This window comes from Pseudomonas sp. GW821-FHT09C10, assembly GCF_059418085.1.
The window spans coordinates 584,505-599,712 of record NZ_JBWKPE010000002.1; the positions used below are offsets into that span (position 1 = coordinate 584,505).

Here is a 15,208-nt window from a genome sequence, read left to right on the forward strand (position 1 = left end):
GAAAAGCGTCATGACCGCTATCTTGCAAGACGAACCCGGCGCAGACATCGCCCAAGCCCTCGAAGACGGCTGGCTGCCGATTCGTGAAGTGGCGCGCCAGACCGGCGTCAACGCCGTGACCCTGCGCGCCTGGGAGCGCCGTTATGGCCTGATCGTGCCCCAGCGCACCCCCAAGGGCCATCGGCTGTTCAATGCCGACCATGTACAACGCATCCACACCATCCTCACCTGGCTCAATCGCGGCGTGCCGGTCAGCCAGGTCAAAGGCCTGATCGATTCCGCCCAGGCCCTTCCCGATGCCGTCGAGAACGAATGGCACGCCTTGCGCCAGAACCTGGTGCAGGCCGTCAGCGAACTGGCCGAACGCCGGGTGGACGATGTGTTTAACCAGGCCATGGCGCTGTACCCGCCGCGCACCCTGTGCGAGCAATTGCTGCTGCCGTTGCTGCAGGAGCTGGAACAGCGCTGGCAAGGCCAGTTTGGCGCGCAGATGGAGCGGGTGTTTTTCCTGTCCTGGCTGCGCAGCAAGTTCGGTGCACGCATCTACCACAACAACCGGCAGTTGCACGGCGCGCCGCTGCTGCTGGTCAACCACTCCGACCTGCCGCTGGAGCCGCACCTGTGGCTCAGCGCCTGGCTGGCCAGCAGCGCCGATTGCCCGGTGGAAGTCTTCGACTGGCCGTTGCCCACCGGCGAGCTGGCCCTGGCGGCGGAACACCTGCAACCGCGTGCCGTGCTCCTGTATTCGAGCAAGGCCCTGCAATTGCCGGCACTGAGCAAGCTGCTGGCTGGCGTCAATTGCGCAAAACTGCTCGTCGGCCCCACGGTCTGCATCCACCAGGCCGAGCTGGCCGTATTAACCCAAGACATTGCGCAATTGTTCGTGGCCGAAGACCCGTTGTCGGCCCATCAGCTCCTGATCCAGCGTGGACTTATCTAAATGCACTTGATCTGGCTGCGCACCGACTTGCGCCTTCACGACAATACCGCCCTGGCCGCGGCCTGCCAGCGAGGCCCGGTGGCGGCCGTGTACCTGGTCACGCCCGAGCAATGGCTGGCCCATGACGATGCACCCTGCAAAGTGGATTTCTGGCTGCGCAACCTGCAGCACTTGAGCCAGGCCCTGGGCGCCCTGAACATTCCCTTGCTGATCCGCCATGCAGCTACCTGGGACCAGGCCCCCGCCGTACTTGGCCAACTGTGCCGGGAACTGTCCGTGGAGTCGGTGCACGTCAACGAGGAATACGGCATCCATGAAAGCCGTCGCGATGCAGCTGTCGCTGAGACGCTGGAAGCCGGCGGCGTGACGTTCCATAGTTACCTGGACCAACTGCTTTTCCAACCGGGCAGCGTGCTGACCAAGACCGGCACCTACTTCCAGGTGTTCAGCCAGTTCCGCAAGGTCTGCTACGCGCGCCTGCACAGCGCCCTGCCGCGACGGGTAGCAACGCCCAACGCCCAAGCCCCACTCACGCTCAAGAGCGATCCGATTCCCGAACAGGTCGACGGCTTCGAACCGCCCAGCGACACCTTGCGCGCGCTCTGGCCCGCCGGCGAAGACGAAGCCCGCCGCCGCCTCGACGCCTTTGCCGACCAGCAGATCAGCTACTACAAAGACGAACGGGATTTTCCGGCCAAGCCCGGCACCAGCCAGCTTTCTGCCTACCTGGCCGCCGGTGTGGTTTCGCCACGCCAATGCCTGCACGCCGCCCTGCAGACCAACCAGGGCGAGTTCGAAAGCGGCGACATCGGCGCCATCACCTGGATCAACGAGCTGCTATGGCGTGAGTTCTACAAGCACATTCTGGTCGGCTACCCACGAGTCTCCCGTCACCGCGCTTTCCGCCCCGAGACCGAAGCCCTGGCCTGGCGCGATGCGCCCGATGACCTCGCCGCCTGGCAACAGGCGCGCACCGGCCTGCCGATCATCGATGCCGCCATGCGCCAGTTGCTGGAAACCGGCTGGATGCATAACCGCCTGCGCATGGTAGTGGCGATGTTCCTGACCAAGAACCTGTTGATCGACTGGCGCGAAGGCGAGCGCTTCTTCATGCGCCACCTGATCGACGGCGACCTCGCAGCGAACAACGGCGGCTGGCAATGGAGTTCATCCACCGGCACCGATTCGGCGCCGTATTTCCGGATTTTCAGCCCGCTGAGCCAGTCGGAAAAATTCGACGGCGATGGCGTGTTTATCAAGCGCTGGCTGCCGGAGCTGGCCACGCTGAACAAGAAGGAAGTGCACAACCCGCAAGCGCTCGGCGGCCTGTTTGGCGTGGCGGATTACCCGCGCTCGATTGTCGACCTGAAAAAATCCCGCGAACGCGCCCTGGCGGCCTTTCGCAACCTGCCTTCACGCCAGGAGGTCGCTGAACATGAGTGACTTCCTGCCCCGCTTCGCCCAGGCCTTTGCCTCGCTGGACAAGCACAATCTGCAGCTGCTCGACAGCCTCTACAGCCAGGACATCGCGTTCACCGACCCGCTGCATGAAGTCCATGGCCTGACCGCGCTGCACACGTATTTCGCCGAGTTGTACAGCAACGTCAGCCAGCTGCGCTTCGACTTCCATGGTTTCGACCAGGTGGCCGAAGGCGAAGGTTACCTGCGCTGGAACATGAGTTTCTGCCACCCGCGCCTGGGCAAGGGCAAGGTCATCTACGTGGAAGGCTGCTCGCACCTGATGTGGCGTGACAAGGTGTACCGCCACCGCGATTACTTCGACGCCGGCGCCCTGTTGTACGAACACCTTCCCGTGTTGGGTGGGGTCGTCAGTTGGTTGAAAAGGAGAGTGGGATGAACGCACTGCCGCCCCGTCGTTATTGGCTGACCGGTGCCAGCAGTGGCATCGGTGCCGCGCTGGCCGTGGAGCTGCTCAACAGCGGCGCCCACGTGGCCCTCAGTTCACGCACCAAAGGCCCGCTGGAAGCGCTCGCCCAACGTTACCCCGGCCAGGTGCTGGTGGTGGCCGGCGACCTGACCAACAGCCAGACCGTGCGCGAGATCGGTGAGCACATCGGCGCGGCCTGGGGTTCGGTCGACACCGTCATCCTCAACGCCGGCACCTGTGAATATGTCGACGCCAGGCAATTCGATGCCTCGATTATCGAACACGTGGTGCGCACCAACCTGCTGGCGAGCAGTTACTGCATTGAAGCGGCGCTGCCGTTGTTGCGCGCCGGGCGCACGCCACACCTGGTGGGCGTCGCCAGCGCCGTGACCTACCTGCCGATGCCACGGGCCGAAGCGTATGGCGCGTCCAAGGCCGGGCTGCGCTACCTGTTCGAATCCCTGCGCATCAGCCTGTCGACCGAAAACATTGATGTCACGGTGATCAGCCCGGGCTTCGTCGACACCCCACTCACCGAGCGCAATGACTTCCCGATGCCCCTGAGCTGGCCCGCCGACAAGGCCGCGCGGCATATCTTCGCCAAGCTGGAAAAACGCCCGCTGGAGATCGCCTTCCCGGCGCTGTTTATCGCCACGCTGTGGCCGCTATCGAAACTGCCGAACCGCGCGCAATTGATCATCGGCAAACGCATGTTGCGCAGCCCGCCACCGAAAAAGGACGACCTGTGAAGATCGCCATTATCGGCAGCGGCATCGCCGGGCTGACCAGCGCCTACCTGCTCAGCCGCCGTCACGACATCACCCTGTTCGAGGCCGGCGACCGTATCGGCGGGCATACCCACACGGTCAACGTCACCGTCGAGGGCAAACCCTATGCGGTGGACACCGGCTTCATCGTGTTCAACGACTGGACCTACCCCAACTTCATCCGCTTGCTGGGGCAGATCGGCGTGACCTTCAAACCCACCGAGATGAGCTTTTCGGTGTGCGACCAGGGCAGCGGCTTCGAGTACAACGGCAACAACCTCAACAGCCTGTTTGCCCAGCGCCGCAATATCCTCTCGCCAGGCTTCTGGGGCATGCTGCGTGACATCCTGCGCTTCAATCGCCAGGCCCCGCTGGACCTGCAAGAGCAGCGCATCAGCGCCGGGATGACCTTGGGTGACTACCTCGAAGCCGGGGGCTACGGGCCACGGTTTATCCGGCATTACATCGTACCGATGGGCGCGGCGATCTGGTCGATGTCCCTGGCGGACATGCTGGATTTCCCGTTGCAGTTCTTTGTGCGTTTCTTCAAGAACCACGGTTTGCTCTCGGTGAACAACCGGCCGCAGTGGTGCGTGATCGAGGGTGGCTCCAGCCGTTATATCGAACCGCTGACCCGCAGCTTTCGCGAGCAGATCCGCCTCGATTGCCCGGTGCATCTGGTCGAGCGTGACGCAGAGGGCGTAATCATTTACAGCGCCGCCGGCACCGAAGCCTTCGACAAGGTGGTGTTCGCCTGCCACAGCGACCAGGCACTGGCCCTGCTCGGCGACCCGAGCCAGGCCGAGCGGGAGATCCTCGGTGCCCTGCCCTACGCCGACAATGACGTGGTGCTGCACACCGACACGCGGCTGCTGCCCGAGCGCGAACTGGCCTGGGCCAGCTGGAACTACCGGCTGAGCGGCGACACGCAGACCCAGGCCGCTGTCACCTATGACATGAACATCCTGCAAGGCATCGACAGCGCCACCACCTTTTGCGTCAGCCTCAACCAGACCTCGATGATCAACCCGCTGAAGATCCTCGCGCGCTATACCTACGCCCACCCGCAATACAGCCTGGCCGCCGTGGCCGCACAAGCACGCTGGGAAGAACTGAACGGCACCCGCCATACCTGGTACTGCGGCGCCTATTGGGCCAACGGCTTCCATGAGGACGGCGTCGTCAGCGCCTTGCGCGTGGCCGAAGCCTTTGGGGAAAGCCTGTGAACAGCGCCCTGTACAGCGGCTGGATCGCCCATCGGCGGTTTGCCCCCAAGGCCCACGCCTTTCGCTACCGCATCGGCCTGCTGTACCTGGACCTCAGCGAACAAGACGAGGTGCTCGGGCTCTCGCCCCTGGCCGGCGCAAGCCGCCTGGCGCCCTTCGGTTTTCGCCAGCAGGACTACCTGCGTGAATTCACGCGCCACGGCATGAGTTTGACCGATGCCGTGCGCCAGGAAGTCGGCAAGGCCCTGGGGCATACCCCCCTGGGCGTTATCTGCCTGCTGACCCAGGCCCGCAGTTGGGGCCTGGCTTTTAACCCGGTGAGTTTCTTCTACTGCTTCGAGGCCGATGGGCAACTGGCCGCGATCCTGTGCGAAGTGACCAACACCCCATGGCGCGAGCGCTATCACTACGTGCTGCCGGCCCAGGCCCTCGGTGCGGACGAACACCAGCACTTTGCCGTGGCCAAGGCGTTTCACGTGTCGCCGTTTTTGCCGCGCGACCTGGAATACCGCATGAGCTTCAGCCCGCCCGCCACCAAGCTCGGCGTGCACATGGCCGATTGGCAGGGCGAGGTGAAAGTCTTCGACGCCACCTTGAGCCTGCACAAAGAAACGCTGAACCGCGCCAGCCTGCACCGTTACCTGTGGCGCTATCCGTGGATGACCGCCAAGACCTGCCTGGCCATTTATTGGCAGGCCCTGCGCCTGTTGCTCAAGCGCACACCGATTTTTTCCCATCAGGCCGCCGACGGCGCCTCTCGCACAGCAGTCGGGTACACCAAGGATCGCCGCCATGAAATCCCCTAGCTTATCGGTCAAGACCCACCGCCTGAACATCAACGGCATGACCAGTGCGCTGCTGCGCAAGGGCGTGCTGCGCCAACTCAGCCAACTGCGCCATGGCCAGTTGGTGGTGATCGAGGACGGCGAGCGCCAGGTATTCGGCGCACGGGAAGCGCACCTGCTGGGGGAAATCCAGATTGTCGACTCGGCGGTCTGGGGGCTGGTGGCGGCCAACGGTTCCATCGGTGCGGGCGAGGCCTTTATCCACGGCTATTGGACCAGCCCGGACCTGACGGCGGTGGTGCGGGTGATGGTGAGTAACCTGGATGTGCTCGACGCGATGGAGGGTGGCCTGGCCAGATTGGCACGGCCGTTCACCCAAGGCCTGCACTGGCTCAACCGCAACACGCGCAATGGCTCGCAGAAAAACATCGCCGCCCACTACGACCTCGGTAATGAGTTGTTCGCAGAATTCCTCGACCCGACCATGATGTATTCGGCCGCGCAGTTCCTGACGCCCGACGACAGCCTGGAACAGGCGCAACTGAACAAACTGCAACGCATCTGCCAGAAGCTCGCGCTCAAACCCACCGATCATCTGCTGGAAATCGGCACCGGCTGGGGCAGCATGGCGCTGTATGCGGCACAGCAGTACGGCTGCAAGGTCACCACCACGACCTTGTCCAAAGAGCAGTTCGCCTACACCGAAAAACGCATCGCGGCCCTGGGCTTGCAAGACCAGGTCACGTTGTTGCTGCAGGACTACCGCGACCTGACCGGCGAGTACGACAAGCTGGTGTCCATCGAGATGATCGAAGCGGTGGGCCATCGCTTCCTGCCGACCTACTTCAAGCAGTGCGCGCACCTGCTCAAGCGTGATGGCCTGATGTTGCTGCAAGCCATCACCATCCGCGAGCAACGCTTCGAGCAGGCGAAAAACAGCGTCGACTTTATCCAGCGCTATATCTTCCCCGGCGGTGCCCTGCCCAGTGTGCAGAACATGCTGCACATCGTCAGCCGCGACACCGATATGAACCTGCTGCACATGGAGGACTTCGGCCTGCACTACGCGCGAACCCTGCGCCTGTGGCACGAGAACTTTCGCCACGCCCACGGCCGTCTGACGGAGTTGGGCTACGACGAATATTTCCTGCGGTTGTGGGAGTTCTACCTGTGCTACTGCGAGGGCGGCTTTATGGAGCGCACCATTGGCACCGCGCAATTGCTATTGGCCAAACCGTCGGCCATCAACCCTCCGTTGCTCGGGCGCTTCAGTGCTTAAACCACTGGCCAATGCCGTGCTGTTCCAGTGCGGGTGGTTTGCCTGCGTACTCGGTGGCGATAGCCCTTGGTTGCTGGTGGGGCTGGCGGTGCTGGCAATCCACCTGCTGTGGATAAGTTCGTGGGCCACCGACGGCGCGCTGATTATCCGCGTGACGCTGCTGGGCACGGTACTGGATACGTTGCTGCGCAGCCTGGGGGTGTTTCACTTCAGCGAGCCCGGACCGCTGATTCCGTTCTGGCTGATCCTGCTGTGGGCGGTACTGGCCACCACCCTGCGCCATTGCCTGGCCTGGAGTGCACGGCCCTGGTGGCGTGCGGCAGCATTGGGTGCGCTCGGGGGCCCGCTGTCGTATTACGCCGGCAGCCAGTTGGCGGGCGTGCATTTTGGCTACCCACTGCTACCCACCATGGCGGGGCTGGCGCTGCTTTGGGCGGTGGTGTTCGTCGGACTGCATCGGCTGGCGCGCTGACGTCTGTCAGAGCATTCACACGCACAGCATCCGCTTGCCTTACACTGCGCGCCTATGAACAACATCCCCCACACCCAGATCACCGAACCCGCCGTCACCTGCTCGACCTGCGCGGCCTGCTGCTGCCAGCTGGAAGTGATGCTGATCACCGACACCGGCGTGCCGGAGCGCTATATCGACACTGACGATTGGGGCGGTGAAGTGATGCTGCGCTTGGACGACGGCTGGTGCGCGGCGCTGGATCGGGACACGATGATGTGCACGATTTACGAACGTCGGCCGCTGATCTGCCGGGAGTTCGAGATGGGCGCACCGGAGTGCCTGACCGAACGCGAAGGCATCGCCACGGCCTACCGCTGATCTCAGGCCAGTGAGGACCTTAATGTGGGAGGGGGCTTGCCCCCGATAGCGGAGTGTCAGTCGCGGAATTTGCCAACTGATCCATCGCCATCGGGGGCAACCCCCCTCCCACACTGTTTTGCAGCGTTCCTGGGTATTACAGCGGCATGGTGTAGTGCAGCGAGTAGCTTTCTACACCATCGTTATTGCTGCTGATCCCGGCATTGGAGTAGTGCGTGGCGCGAATGCCGACTTCATGCCCACCGGTGAAGCGCAGGCCAAAGCCCAGGCGGTCTTCGAACTGGAAAGCCTGGCCGATGTTGTTGTCTTCCAGCTTGGTACGCGAGAACACCGCCACGCCAATCCCGGCTTCGATGTAGGGCTTGACCGACTGGCCGGCAAACTCATACACAAATACCGGCGAGAACGACAGGCTGCTGGCGCCTGCACGATCATCACCTTCCCAATAGGTATAGGCGCCGCTCCAATAGCCGGTCAGGCGACCGACGTCACTCTGCATCCAGCTTTTATCCCAATCCGAGGTCAGGCCCAGTCGATAGGTCAACGTCGAATCGCTGGTGCTGCCCACCCCAAACTCCAGGCCTGCAGCCTGGGCCGAAACAGAGTGTCCCACCACTACGGCCGCAATCGCGGCCAAACAGAACAAGCGCTTCATAAGAAACAGTCCTTTGAAAACAAAGTTTGTATGAATTTTTACAGGCCATCTCGCTATAGAAGCTGACGCACACTCAGAAGTTCAGCGACATTTCACGAAATTTTCACGACCCGAAGCTTCGCACAACTGCAGAATGTTTCCATAGTGTCGGTAGGATATTTCTTAGGTGATACACATCGCCACTGGTCCAGAACTGTGCAGGCTCAGGATCGCCGAGGGCCAGCAGGTCGCGTTCGCCCAGCAAACGCTTGAGCTGACGTGCGACGGCAGCGCCGGTGTCGATGAGGATGATGCTGGCAGGCAGCATCTGCGCCAGCAGCGGCTTGAGGAAGGGATAGTGGGTACAGCCGAGGATGATGGTGTCGCAGCCAGCGCTGAGCAGCGGGTCGATATAGCCCTGCAACAACTGACGCAGGGCCGGGCTGTCCAGATCACCGGTTTCAATCAGCTCCACCAGGCCCGGGCACGGCTGGGTGATCACCCGCACATCGGTGGCAAACCGATCGAGCAACGCGGCGAACTTGGCGCTTTGCAGGGTGCCGGTGGTGGCGAGCACCCCGACCACGCCACTGCGCGTGGCCGCCGCGGCGGGTTTGACCGCAGGCTCCATGCCCACCAGGGGCCAATCGGGGTAGTCCTGGCGCAAATCCGCGACGGCCGCCACGGTTGCGGTGTTGCAAGCGATCACAAAAGCCTTGGCGCCCTGCTCACGGAAAAACCCGGCAACTGACCGGGAACGCTCAAGAATGAACGCCGGGGTTTTCTCGCCGTAGGGGATATGCCCGCAATCGGCCACGTACAACAAGGACTCGTGGGGCAGCAATTGCTGAATCTCAGCCAGCACCGACAAGCCGCCGACACCGGAATCGAACACACCGATTGGCGCGTCCTTACCCATGTTGCGTCCCGCAGACGCTGCAAGCGGGATCACGCTTGACCCGCAATTCGCGAAAACGTGTGGTCAACGCATCGATCAGCAACAAGCGGCCTACCAGCGGCTCGCCGAAACCCGCCAGCAACTTCAAGGCCTCCAGGGCTTGCAGGCTACCGACCAGGCCCACCAGTGGGCCGACCACGCCCGCTTCGCTGCAGGTCAGTTCAGTGTCGCTGCCGTGCCCGTATAAACAGTGATAGCACGGGCTTTCGGCGCGACGTGGATCGAACACCGACAGTTGCCCTTCAAGCCGAATCGCCGCGCCGCTGATCAATGGCCTGGCCGCCGCCACGCAGGCGGCATTGACCGCCTCGCGGGTGGAGAAGTTGTCGCTGCAATCGAGCACCACGTCCACACCCGCCACCGCCGCCGCCAAGGTATCGGCATCCAGCGCGACGGGATGGGCGACCAAGGTGATTTCGGGGTTGAGGGCGCTCAGGCGGCGCATGGCCGAATCGACCTTGGCCTGCCCGACGCTGTCGGTGTCATGGATGATCTGGCGTTGCAGGTTGGTGAGGTCGACGGTGTCGAAATCCGCCAGGTGCAATTCACCGACACCGGCGGCAGCCAGATACATCGCCACCGGGGCACCGAGGCCACCGAGGCCGACGATCAGCGCACGGCTGTTTTTCAGGCGCAATTGGCCGTCGATGTCGACATGCTGCAACAGAATCTGTCGGCTGTAGCGCAACAGCTCCTGATCGGTCAGCACGGCCGGCGTCCCAGGGAGATGCGTTGGTGACCGCCAAGGTCGATGCGGCTGTGCACCTGCTCGAAGCCTTGGCTCAGCAACAGGTCGCGCACCGCGCCAGCCTGGTCGTAACCGTGCTCCAGCAGCAGCCAACCCGCCGCGTTCAGGTGGGCCGGGGCCTGGGCAATGATCAACCGCAGGTCATCCAGGCCATCATGGCCCGCCACCAGGGCGCTGGCCGGCTCGAAACGCACATCGCCCGCCACCAGGTGCGGATCGTTGGCGGCGATGTAGGGCGGGTTGCTGATGATCAGGTCGTAGGTGTGGCCTGCCAGGGCGCTGAACCAATGGCTGTTGAGCACCGTGGCGTTATGGAGGTGCAGGCGCTGGCGATTGCGCTCGGCCAGCGCCACGGCTTCCAGCACGCGGTCGACGGCCGTGACGTGCCAGGCCGGACGCTCGCTGGCCAGGGCCAGGGCAATGGCGCCGCTGCCAGTACCGAGGTCGAGGACCTTGACCGGTGTGGCCGGTAACAATTCCAGGGCCGCTTCCACCAGCAACTCGGTGTCCGGACGCGGGATCAGCGTGTGGGGCGCGACCTCCAGGTCCAGCTTCCAGAAACCTTGCTGACCGAGGATATAGGCCACCGGCTCGCCGGCGCGGCGGCGTTGCAGGTAGCCGGCAAACACCAGGGCGTGTTCGCTGCTGACGATTTTTTCCGGCCAGGTGTGCAGGTAGCTGCGGGACTTGCCCAAGGCCGCTGCCAGCAATAACTCGGCATCCAGGCGCGCCGTGGGCGAGTCGGGCAGGTCGGCGGCGCGCAGCAGGCTGGCGATAATGGTCATTTATTCACCTATCGCCGCCAGCTGATCGGCCTGGTATTCGGCGAGCAATGGCTCGATCACCGCATCCACGCCACCGGCGAGAATTTCGTCCAGGGAATAAAGGGTGAGGTTGACCCGGTGGTCGGTGACCCGGCCCTGGGCAAAGTTGTAGGTACGGATACGCTCGGAGCGGTCGCCCGAGCCCACCAGCAATTTGCGCTCGCTGGCAATCGCGTTGGCGGCGGCGCTGGTCTGCTGGTCATTCAGCTTGGCCGACAGCCAGGACATGGCCCGTGCGCGGTTCTTGTGCTGGGAACGTTCTTCCTGGCACTCCACCACGATGCCCGACGGCAAGTGGGTGATACGAATCGCCGAGTCCGTCTTGTTGACGTGCTGGCCACCGGCGCCCGACGAGCGGTAGGTATCGACCCGCAGGTCGGCCGGGTTGATCTCGATGGCTTCCTGCTCGTCCGGCTCGGGCAACACGGCCACGGTGCAGGCCGAGGTGTGGATGCGGCCTTGGGATTCCGTCGCGGGAACCCGCTGCACACGGTGGGCACCGGACTCGAACTTCAGCTTGCCATAGACATTGTCGCCTTCGACCCGCGCGATGACTTCTTTATAGCCGCCGTGCTCACCTTCGTTCTCGGACAGGATCTCGACCCGCCAACCGCGACGCTCGGCATAACGCGAATACATGCGGAACAGGTCACCGGAGAAAATCGCCGCTTCATCACCGCCGGTGCCGGCACGGATTTCAAGGAACACATTGCGCCCGTCGTTGGGGTCCTTGGGCAGCAGCATGCGCTGCAGGTCACCTTCCAGCTCGGCCAACTTTTCCTTGGCCTCGCGGACTTCTTCCACGGCCATTTCACGCATGTCCGGGTCGCTGTCCTTGAGCAGCGCTTGGGCGCCTTCGAGGTCGGCCTGCACTTTGGTGAGATTCTTGTACGTGGCCACAATGGGCTCAACTTCGGCGTATTCCTTGGAATAGGCACGGAACTTGGCTTGATCGGAAATGACTTCGCCGTCGCCGAGCAAGGCGGTCAGTTCTTCGAAACGGTCCTGGAGCACGTCCAGTTTATTGAGCAGTGACGCTTTCATTGCGATTTTTTATCCGAAGAGCTGGGCGCGCCCTCACCGAGGGCAAAGAGTTCCTGGGCCATGGCCAGCGCATCGAGGCGGCCTTCGGCAGTCAGTTTTTTTAATTGTACGCTGGGCGCATGCAGCAATTTGTTGGTCAGGCCGCGAGCCAGTTGCATCAGCACCTCCTCGGCGCTGCTGCCGTTGGCGAGCAGGCGCTGGGCCTTGATCAACTCCTCATCACGCAGGCGTTCGCCCTGCTGACGATACGCCTTGAGCACGTCTACCGCCGCCAGCTCACGCAGGCGCACCATGAACTCTTCAGCGCCGATGCCGACCATCTCTTCAGCCGCCTGGGCAGCGCCCTGGCGACTCTTGAGGTTTTCGGCGACCACTTCATGGAGATCGTCGACGCTGTAGAGGTAAACGTCGTCCAACTCGCCGACTTCGGGCTCGATATCCCGGGGAACGGCGATGTCGACCATGAAGATCGGCTTGTGCTTGCGCAGTTTCAGCGCGCTTTCCACCGCGCCCTTGCCGAGAATCGGTAGCTGGCTGGCGGTGGAGCTGATGACGATATCGCTGCGCACCAGTTCGGCCGGGATGTCCGACAGCAGCACCGCATGGGCGCCGAACTGTTCGGCGAGGATGCTGGCGCGCTCCAGGGTACGGTTGGCGACCACGATGCGCTTGACGCCCAGGTCATGCAGGTGGCGGGCAACCAGGGTGATGGTCTCACCGGCGCCGATCAACAGCGCCTGGCTGCGCTGCAGGTCGCTGAAAATCTGCTTGGCCAGGCTGACGGCGGCAAACGCCACGGACACCGGGTTTTCACCGATGGCGGTGTCGGTGCGCACCTGCTTGGCGGAATTGAAGGTGGCCTGAAACAGACGACCCAGCAGCGGACCGACGGTGCCGGCCTCGCGCGCCACGGCGTAGGCGGACTTCATCTGGCCCAGGATCTGCGGCTCGCCCAACACCAGCGAATCGAGGCCGGATGCCACGCGCATCATGTGACGAACTGCCGCATCGTCTTCGTGCACATAGGCGCTCGCGCGCAGGTCGTCGAGGCTCAAATGGTGATAATCGGCCAGCCAGCGCAGTACCACATCCGCTGAAAGATGTTCCTGCTCTATATAAAGCTCACTGCGATTGCAGGTCGAAAGGATCGCAGCTTCGCGGCTGTCGGTGAGACGGCAGAGCTGCTGCAAGGCCTCAACCAACTGCTCTGGCGTAAACGCCACGCGCTCGCGCACGTCTACGGAAGCAGTCTTGTGGTTAATACCGAGTGCGAGGAAGGCCATTCAATATCGCTGATGATGTCGGGAAGCCGACAATTGTCCTACTTCGAAAGATTCAGAACAACCACCGTCGTCTATTGTCCTAGTAGCTTATGCCTATAAAAAGGCCATCTGTAGGCGCAAGCCTGCTCGCGATGGTCGTGAACCATGACGCGGCCTCCTGAGAAAACGCGTTGTCCTCAGGCTTTTCGCGAGCAAGCTCGCTCCTACACGGTTATGTTTGGCCGAAGGCTTGTGTCATGATGATCCGACCGCAGGTTAGTCGTCCTCTTCCTATATGAATAGATCTTCCGCGTTGCTCCTTGCTTTTGTCTTCCTCAGCGGCTGCCAGGCCATGGCACCCGTGTCGCCGGACGGTACACCGCCGGTGGAAGACAGCACACCCGCCCCTGAAAAGCCCAAGGTTTATTCCTCGTTCAGTGAAGAAACGGTGTTCAGCCTGCTCAGTGCGGAACTGGCCGGCCAGCGCAATCGCTTCGATATTGCGCTGGATAACTACGTGACCCAGGCCATCAACACCCAGGATCCGGGAATTTCCGAGCGGGCGTTCCGCATTGCCGAGTACCTCGGGGCCGATCAGGCCGCGCTGGATACCTCGCTGATCTGGGCAAAGAACGCGCCGGACGATCTGGAAGCCCAGCGGGCAGCCGCCATTCAGTTGGCGCGGGCCGGGCGCTATGACGACTCCATGGTCTACATGGAGAAAGTCCTGCAAGGCAAGGGCGACACCCATTTCGACTTCCTCGCGCTGTCGGCTGCCGACACCGACCAGGACACCCGCAATGGCCTGATGAAGAGTTTCGACCGCCTGCTGCAAAAACACCCGAAGAACAGTCAATTGGTGTTCGGCAAGGCCCTGCTGCTGCAACAGGATGATGAAGCCGAAGCCGCACTGAAGCTGCTGGAACAGAACCCACCGGAAGACGGCGAGATCGCGCCGATTCTGCTGCGCGCGCGCCTGCTGCAGAACCTCAACCGCGGCAAGGAAGCGATTCCACTGCTGGAAAAAAGCATCAAGAAATACCCGGACGACAAGCGTCTGCGCCTGACTTACGCGCGCACGCTGGTGGAGCAGGACCGTATGGAGGACGCCAAAGTGCAGTTCGCCAACCTGCTCCAGCAATACCCGGATGACGATGAACTGCGTTACTCCCTGGCGCTGGTGTGCCTGGAAGCCAAGGCCTGGGACGAGGCCAAGGGTTACCTGGAAGAGCTGATCGAGCGCGAAAGTCATGTCGACTCGGCGCACCTGAACCTGGGCCGCATCGCTGAAGAGCGCAACGACCCACAGGCCGCCCTGCTCGAATACGCACAAGTCGGCCCAGGCAACGACTACCTGCCGGCCCAACTGCGCCAGGCCGACATCCTTATGAACAACGGGCGTACCGATGAGGCAGAAAAACGCCTGGCCGCTGCACGGGATGCCGAACCGGACTACGCGATCCAGCTTTACCTGATCCAGGCCGAGACCTTGTCAGCCAATAATCAGGGCGAGCGCGCCTGGAAGGTGCTGCAACAGGCCTTGCTGCAATTCCCCGACGATTTGAACCTGCTGTATACCCGCGCCATGCAGGCGGAAAAACGCAACGACCTGGCGCAGATGGAAAAAGACCTGCGCCTGATCATCAAGCGCGACCCGGACAACGCCATGGCCCTGAATGCCCTGGGCTACACCTTGTCCGACCGCACCACGCGCTACGACGAAGCCAAGGCGTTGATCGAGCAGGCGCACAAGCTCAACCCGGAAGACCCGGCCGTACTCGACAGCCTGGGTTGGGTGAACTATCGCCTGGGCAACCTCGACGAAGCCGAACGCTTGCTGCGCCAGGCCCTGGAGCGCTTCCCCGACCAGGAAGTCGCTGCACACCTGGGCGAGGTGCTGTGGGCCAATGGCAAGCAGCGTGAAGCCCGCCAGATCTGGGAAAAATTCCTCAAGGAACAACCCGAAAGCCCTATCCTGCGCGGCACCATCAAGCGCCTGACCGGATCCGAGACCCTTTAAG

Annotated in this window: 16 protein-coding genes; 10 read left to right on the forward strand and 6 right to left on the reverse strand. The window is 62.7% G+C overall.

The window, feature by feature from the left end; translation table 11 throughout:
* The first annotated feature begins 10 nt into the window (after window positions 1-10).
* The 9 genes from AC07OT_RS06480 to AC07OT_RS06520 are packed head-to-tail and all read left to right on the forward strand — an operon-like array spanning window position 11 to window position 7,717.
* Window positions 11-940, forward strand: coding sequence for a MerR family transcriptional regulator (locus AC07OT_RS06480; protein ID WP_065938461.1), 930 nt, complete (start codon window positions 11-13; stop codon window positions 938-940).
* The gene (gene phrB, locus AC07OT_RS06485) at window positions 941-2,383 is read left to right on the forward strand and encodes a deoxyribodipyrimidine photo-lyase (RefSeq protein ID WP_495107713.1); all 1,443 of its coding nucleotides are present in this window, start codon (window positions 941-943) and stop codon (window positions 2,381-2,383) included.
* Window positions 2,376-2,798: a nuclear transport factor 2 family protein gene (locus tag AC07OT_RS06490; protein WP_495107714.1), complete on the forward strand. Its 423-nt coding sequence runs from the start codon at window positions 2,376-2,378 to the stop codon at window positions 2,796-2,798. The genes phrB and AC07OT_RS06490 overlap by 8 nt, the downstream gene beginning before the upstream one ends.
* Window positions 2,795-3,577: an SDR family NAD(P)-dependent oxidoreductase gene (locus AC07OT_RS06495; RefSeq protein WP_092358844.1), complete on the forward strand. Its 783-nt coding sequence runs from the start codon at window positions 2,795-2,797 to the stop codon at window positions 3,575-3,577. Before AC07OT_RS06490 ends, AC07OT_RS06495 begins: the two co-directional genes overlap by 4 nt.
* A complete protein-coding gene (locus AC07OT_RS06500) occupies window positions 3,574-4,821 on the forward strand; it encodes an NAD(P)/FAD-dependent oxidoreductase (protein WP_495107715.1) in 1,248 nt (415 codons plus the stop codon). The genes AC07OT_RS06495 and AC07OT_RS06500 overlap by 4 nt, the downstream gene beginning before the upstream one ends.
* Window positions 4,818-5,627 (forward strand): DUF1365 domain-containing protein, encoded by an 810-nt coding sequence (locus AC07OT_RS06505; protein WP_495107716.1) that lies wholly within the window; start codon window positions 4,818-4,820, stop codon window positions 5,625-5,627. The genes AC07OT_RS06500 and AC07OT_RS06505 overlap by 4 nt, the downstream gene beginning before the upstream one ends.
* Window positions 5,614-6,885, forward strand: a complete 1,272-nt coding sequence (locus AC07OT_RS06510) for a class I SAM-dependent methyltransferase (protein WP_495107717.1) — start codon at window positions 5,614-5,616, stop codon at window positions 6,883-6,885. The genes AC07OT_RS06505 and AC07OT_RS06510 overlap by 14 nt, the downstream gene beginning before the upstream one ends.
* On the forward strand, window positions 6,878-7,357 hold the full coding sequence (locus AC07OT_RS06515; protein ID WP_495107718.1) for a DUF2878 domain-containing protein: 480 nt from the start codon (window positions 6,878-6,880) through the stop codon (window positions 7,355-7,357). The genes AC07OT_RS06510 and AC07OT_RS06515 overlap by 8 nt, the downstream gene beginning before the upstream one ends.
* Window positions 7,358-7,411: 54 nt before the next feature.
* Complete coding sequence (locus tag AC07OT_RS06520; protein WP_495107719.1) at window positions 7,412-7,717, forward strand: YkgJ family cysteine cluster protein; 306 nt, start codon at window positions 7,412-7,414, stop codon at window positions 7,715-7,717.
* A gap of 136 nt (window positions 7,718-7,853) precedes the next feature.
* On the opposite strand, the gene AC07OT_RS06525 is transcribed toward AC07OT_RS06520, so the two are convergent.
* The 6 genes from AC07OT_RS06525 to hemA all read right to left on the reverse strand — a co-directional run bounded on the left by AC07OT_RS06525 (window position 7,854) and on the right by hemA (window position 13,208).
* Entirely contained in the window at window positions 7,854-8,372 is a 519-nt protein-coding gene (locus tag AC07OT_RS06525; RefSeq protein ID WP_027606880.1) for an acyloxyacyl hydrolase, read from the reverse strand.
* Window positions 8,373-8,475: 103 nt separating this feature from the next.
* On the reverse strand, window positions 8,476-9,270 hold the full coding sequence (gene murI / locus AC07OT_RS06530) for a glutamate racemase (RefSeq protein ID WP_115486577.1): 795 nt from the start codon (window positions 9,268-9,270) through the stop codon (window positions 8,476-8,478).
* Complete coding sequence (locus AC07OT_RS06535; RefSeq protein ID WP_495107720.1) at window positions 9,263-10,018, reverse strand: molybdopterin-synthase adenylyltransferase MoeB; 756 nt, start codon at window positions 10,016-10,018, stop codon at window positions 9,263-9,265. Before AC07OT_RS06535 ends, murI begins: the two co-directional genes overlap by 8 nt.
* Window positions 10,012-10,842, reverse strand: a complete 831-nt coding sequence (gene prmC / locus AC07OT_RS06540) for a peptide chain release factor N(5)-glutamine methyltransferase (protein WP_495107721.1) — start codon at window positions 10,840-10,842, stop codon at window positions 10,012-10,014. Before prmC ends, AC07OT_RS06535 begins: the two co-directional genes overlap by 7 nt.
* Entirely contained in the window at window positions 10,843-11,925 is a 1,083-nt protein-coding gene (prfA, locus tag AC07OT_RS06545) for a peptide chain release factor 1 (protein WP_034102013.1), read from the reverse strand.
* Complete coding sequence (hemA, locus tag AC07OT_RS06550; RefSeq protein WP_065938450.1) at window positions 11,922-13,208, reverse strand: glutamyl-tRNA reductase; 1,287 nt, start codon at window positions 13,206-13,208, stop codon at window positions 11,922-11,924. The genes prfA and hemA overlap by 4 nt, the downstream gene beginning before the upstream one ends.
* A 274-nt stretch (window positions 13,209-13,482) precedes the next feature.
* Between hemA and AC07OT_RS06555 the strand changes: the two genes are divergently transcribed.
* The gene (locus tag AC07OT_RS06555) at window positions 13,483-15,207 is read left to right on the forward strand and encodes a tetratricopeptide repeat protein (RefSeq protein WP_495101081.1); all 1,725 of its coding nucleotides are present in this window, start codon (window positions 13,483-13,485) and stop codon (window positions 15,205-15,207) included.
* The last annotated feature ends 1 nt before the right edge of the window (window position 15,208 follow it).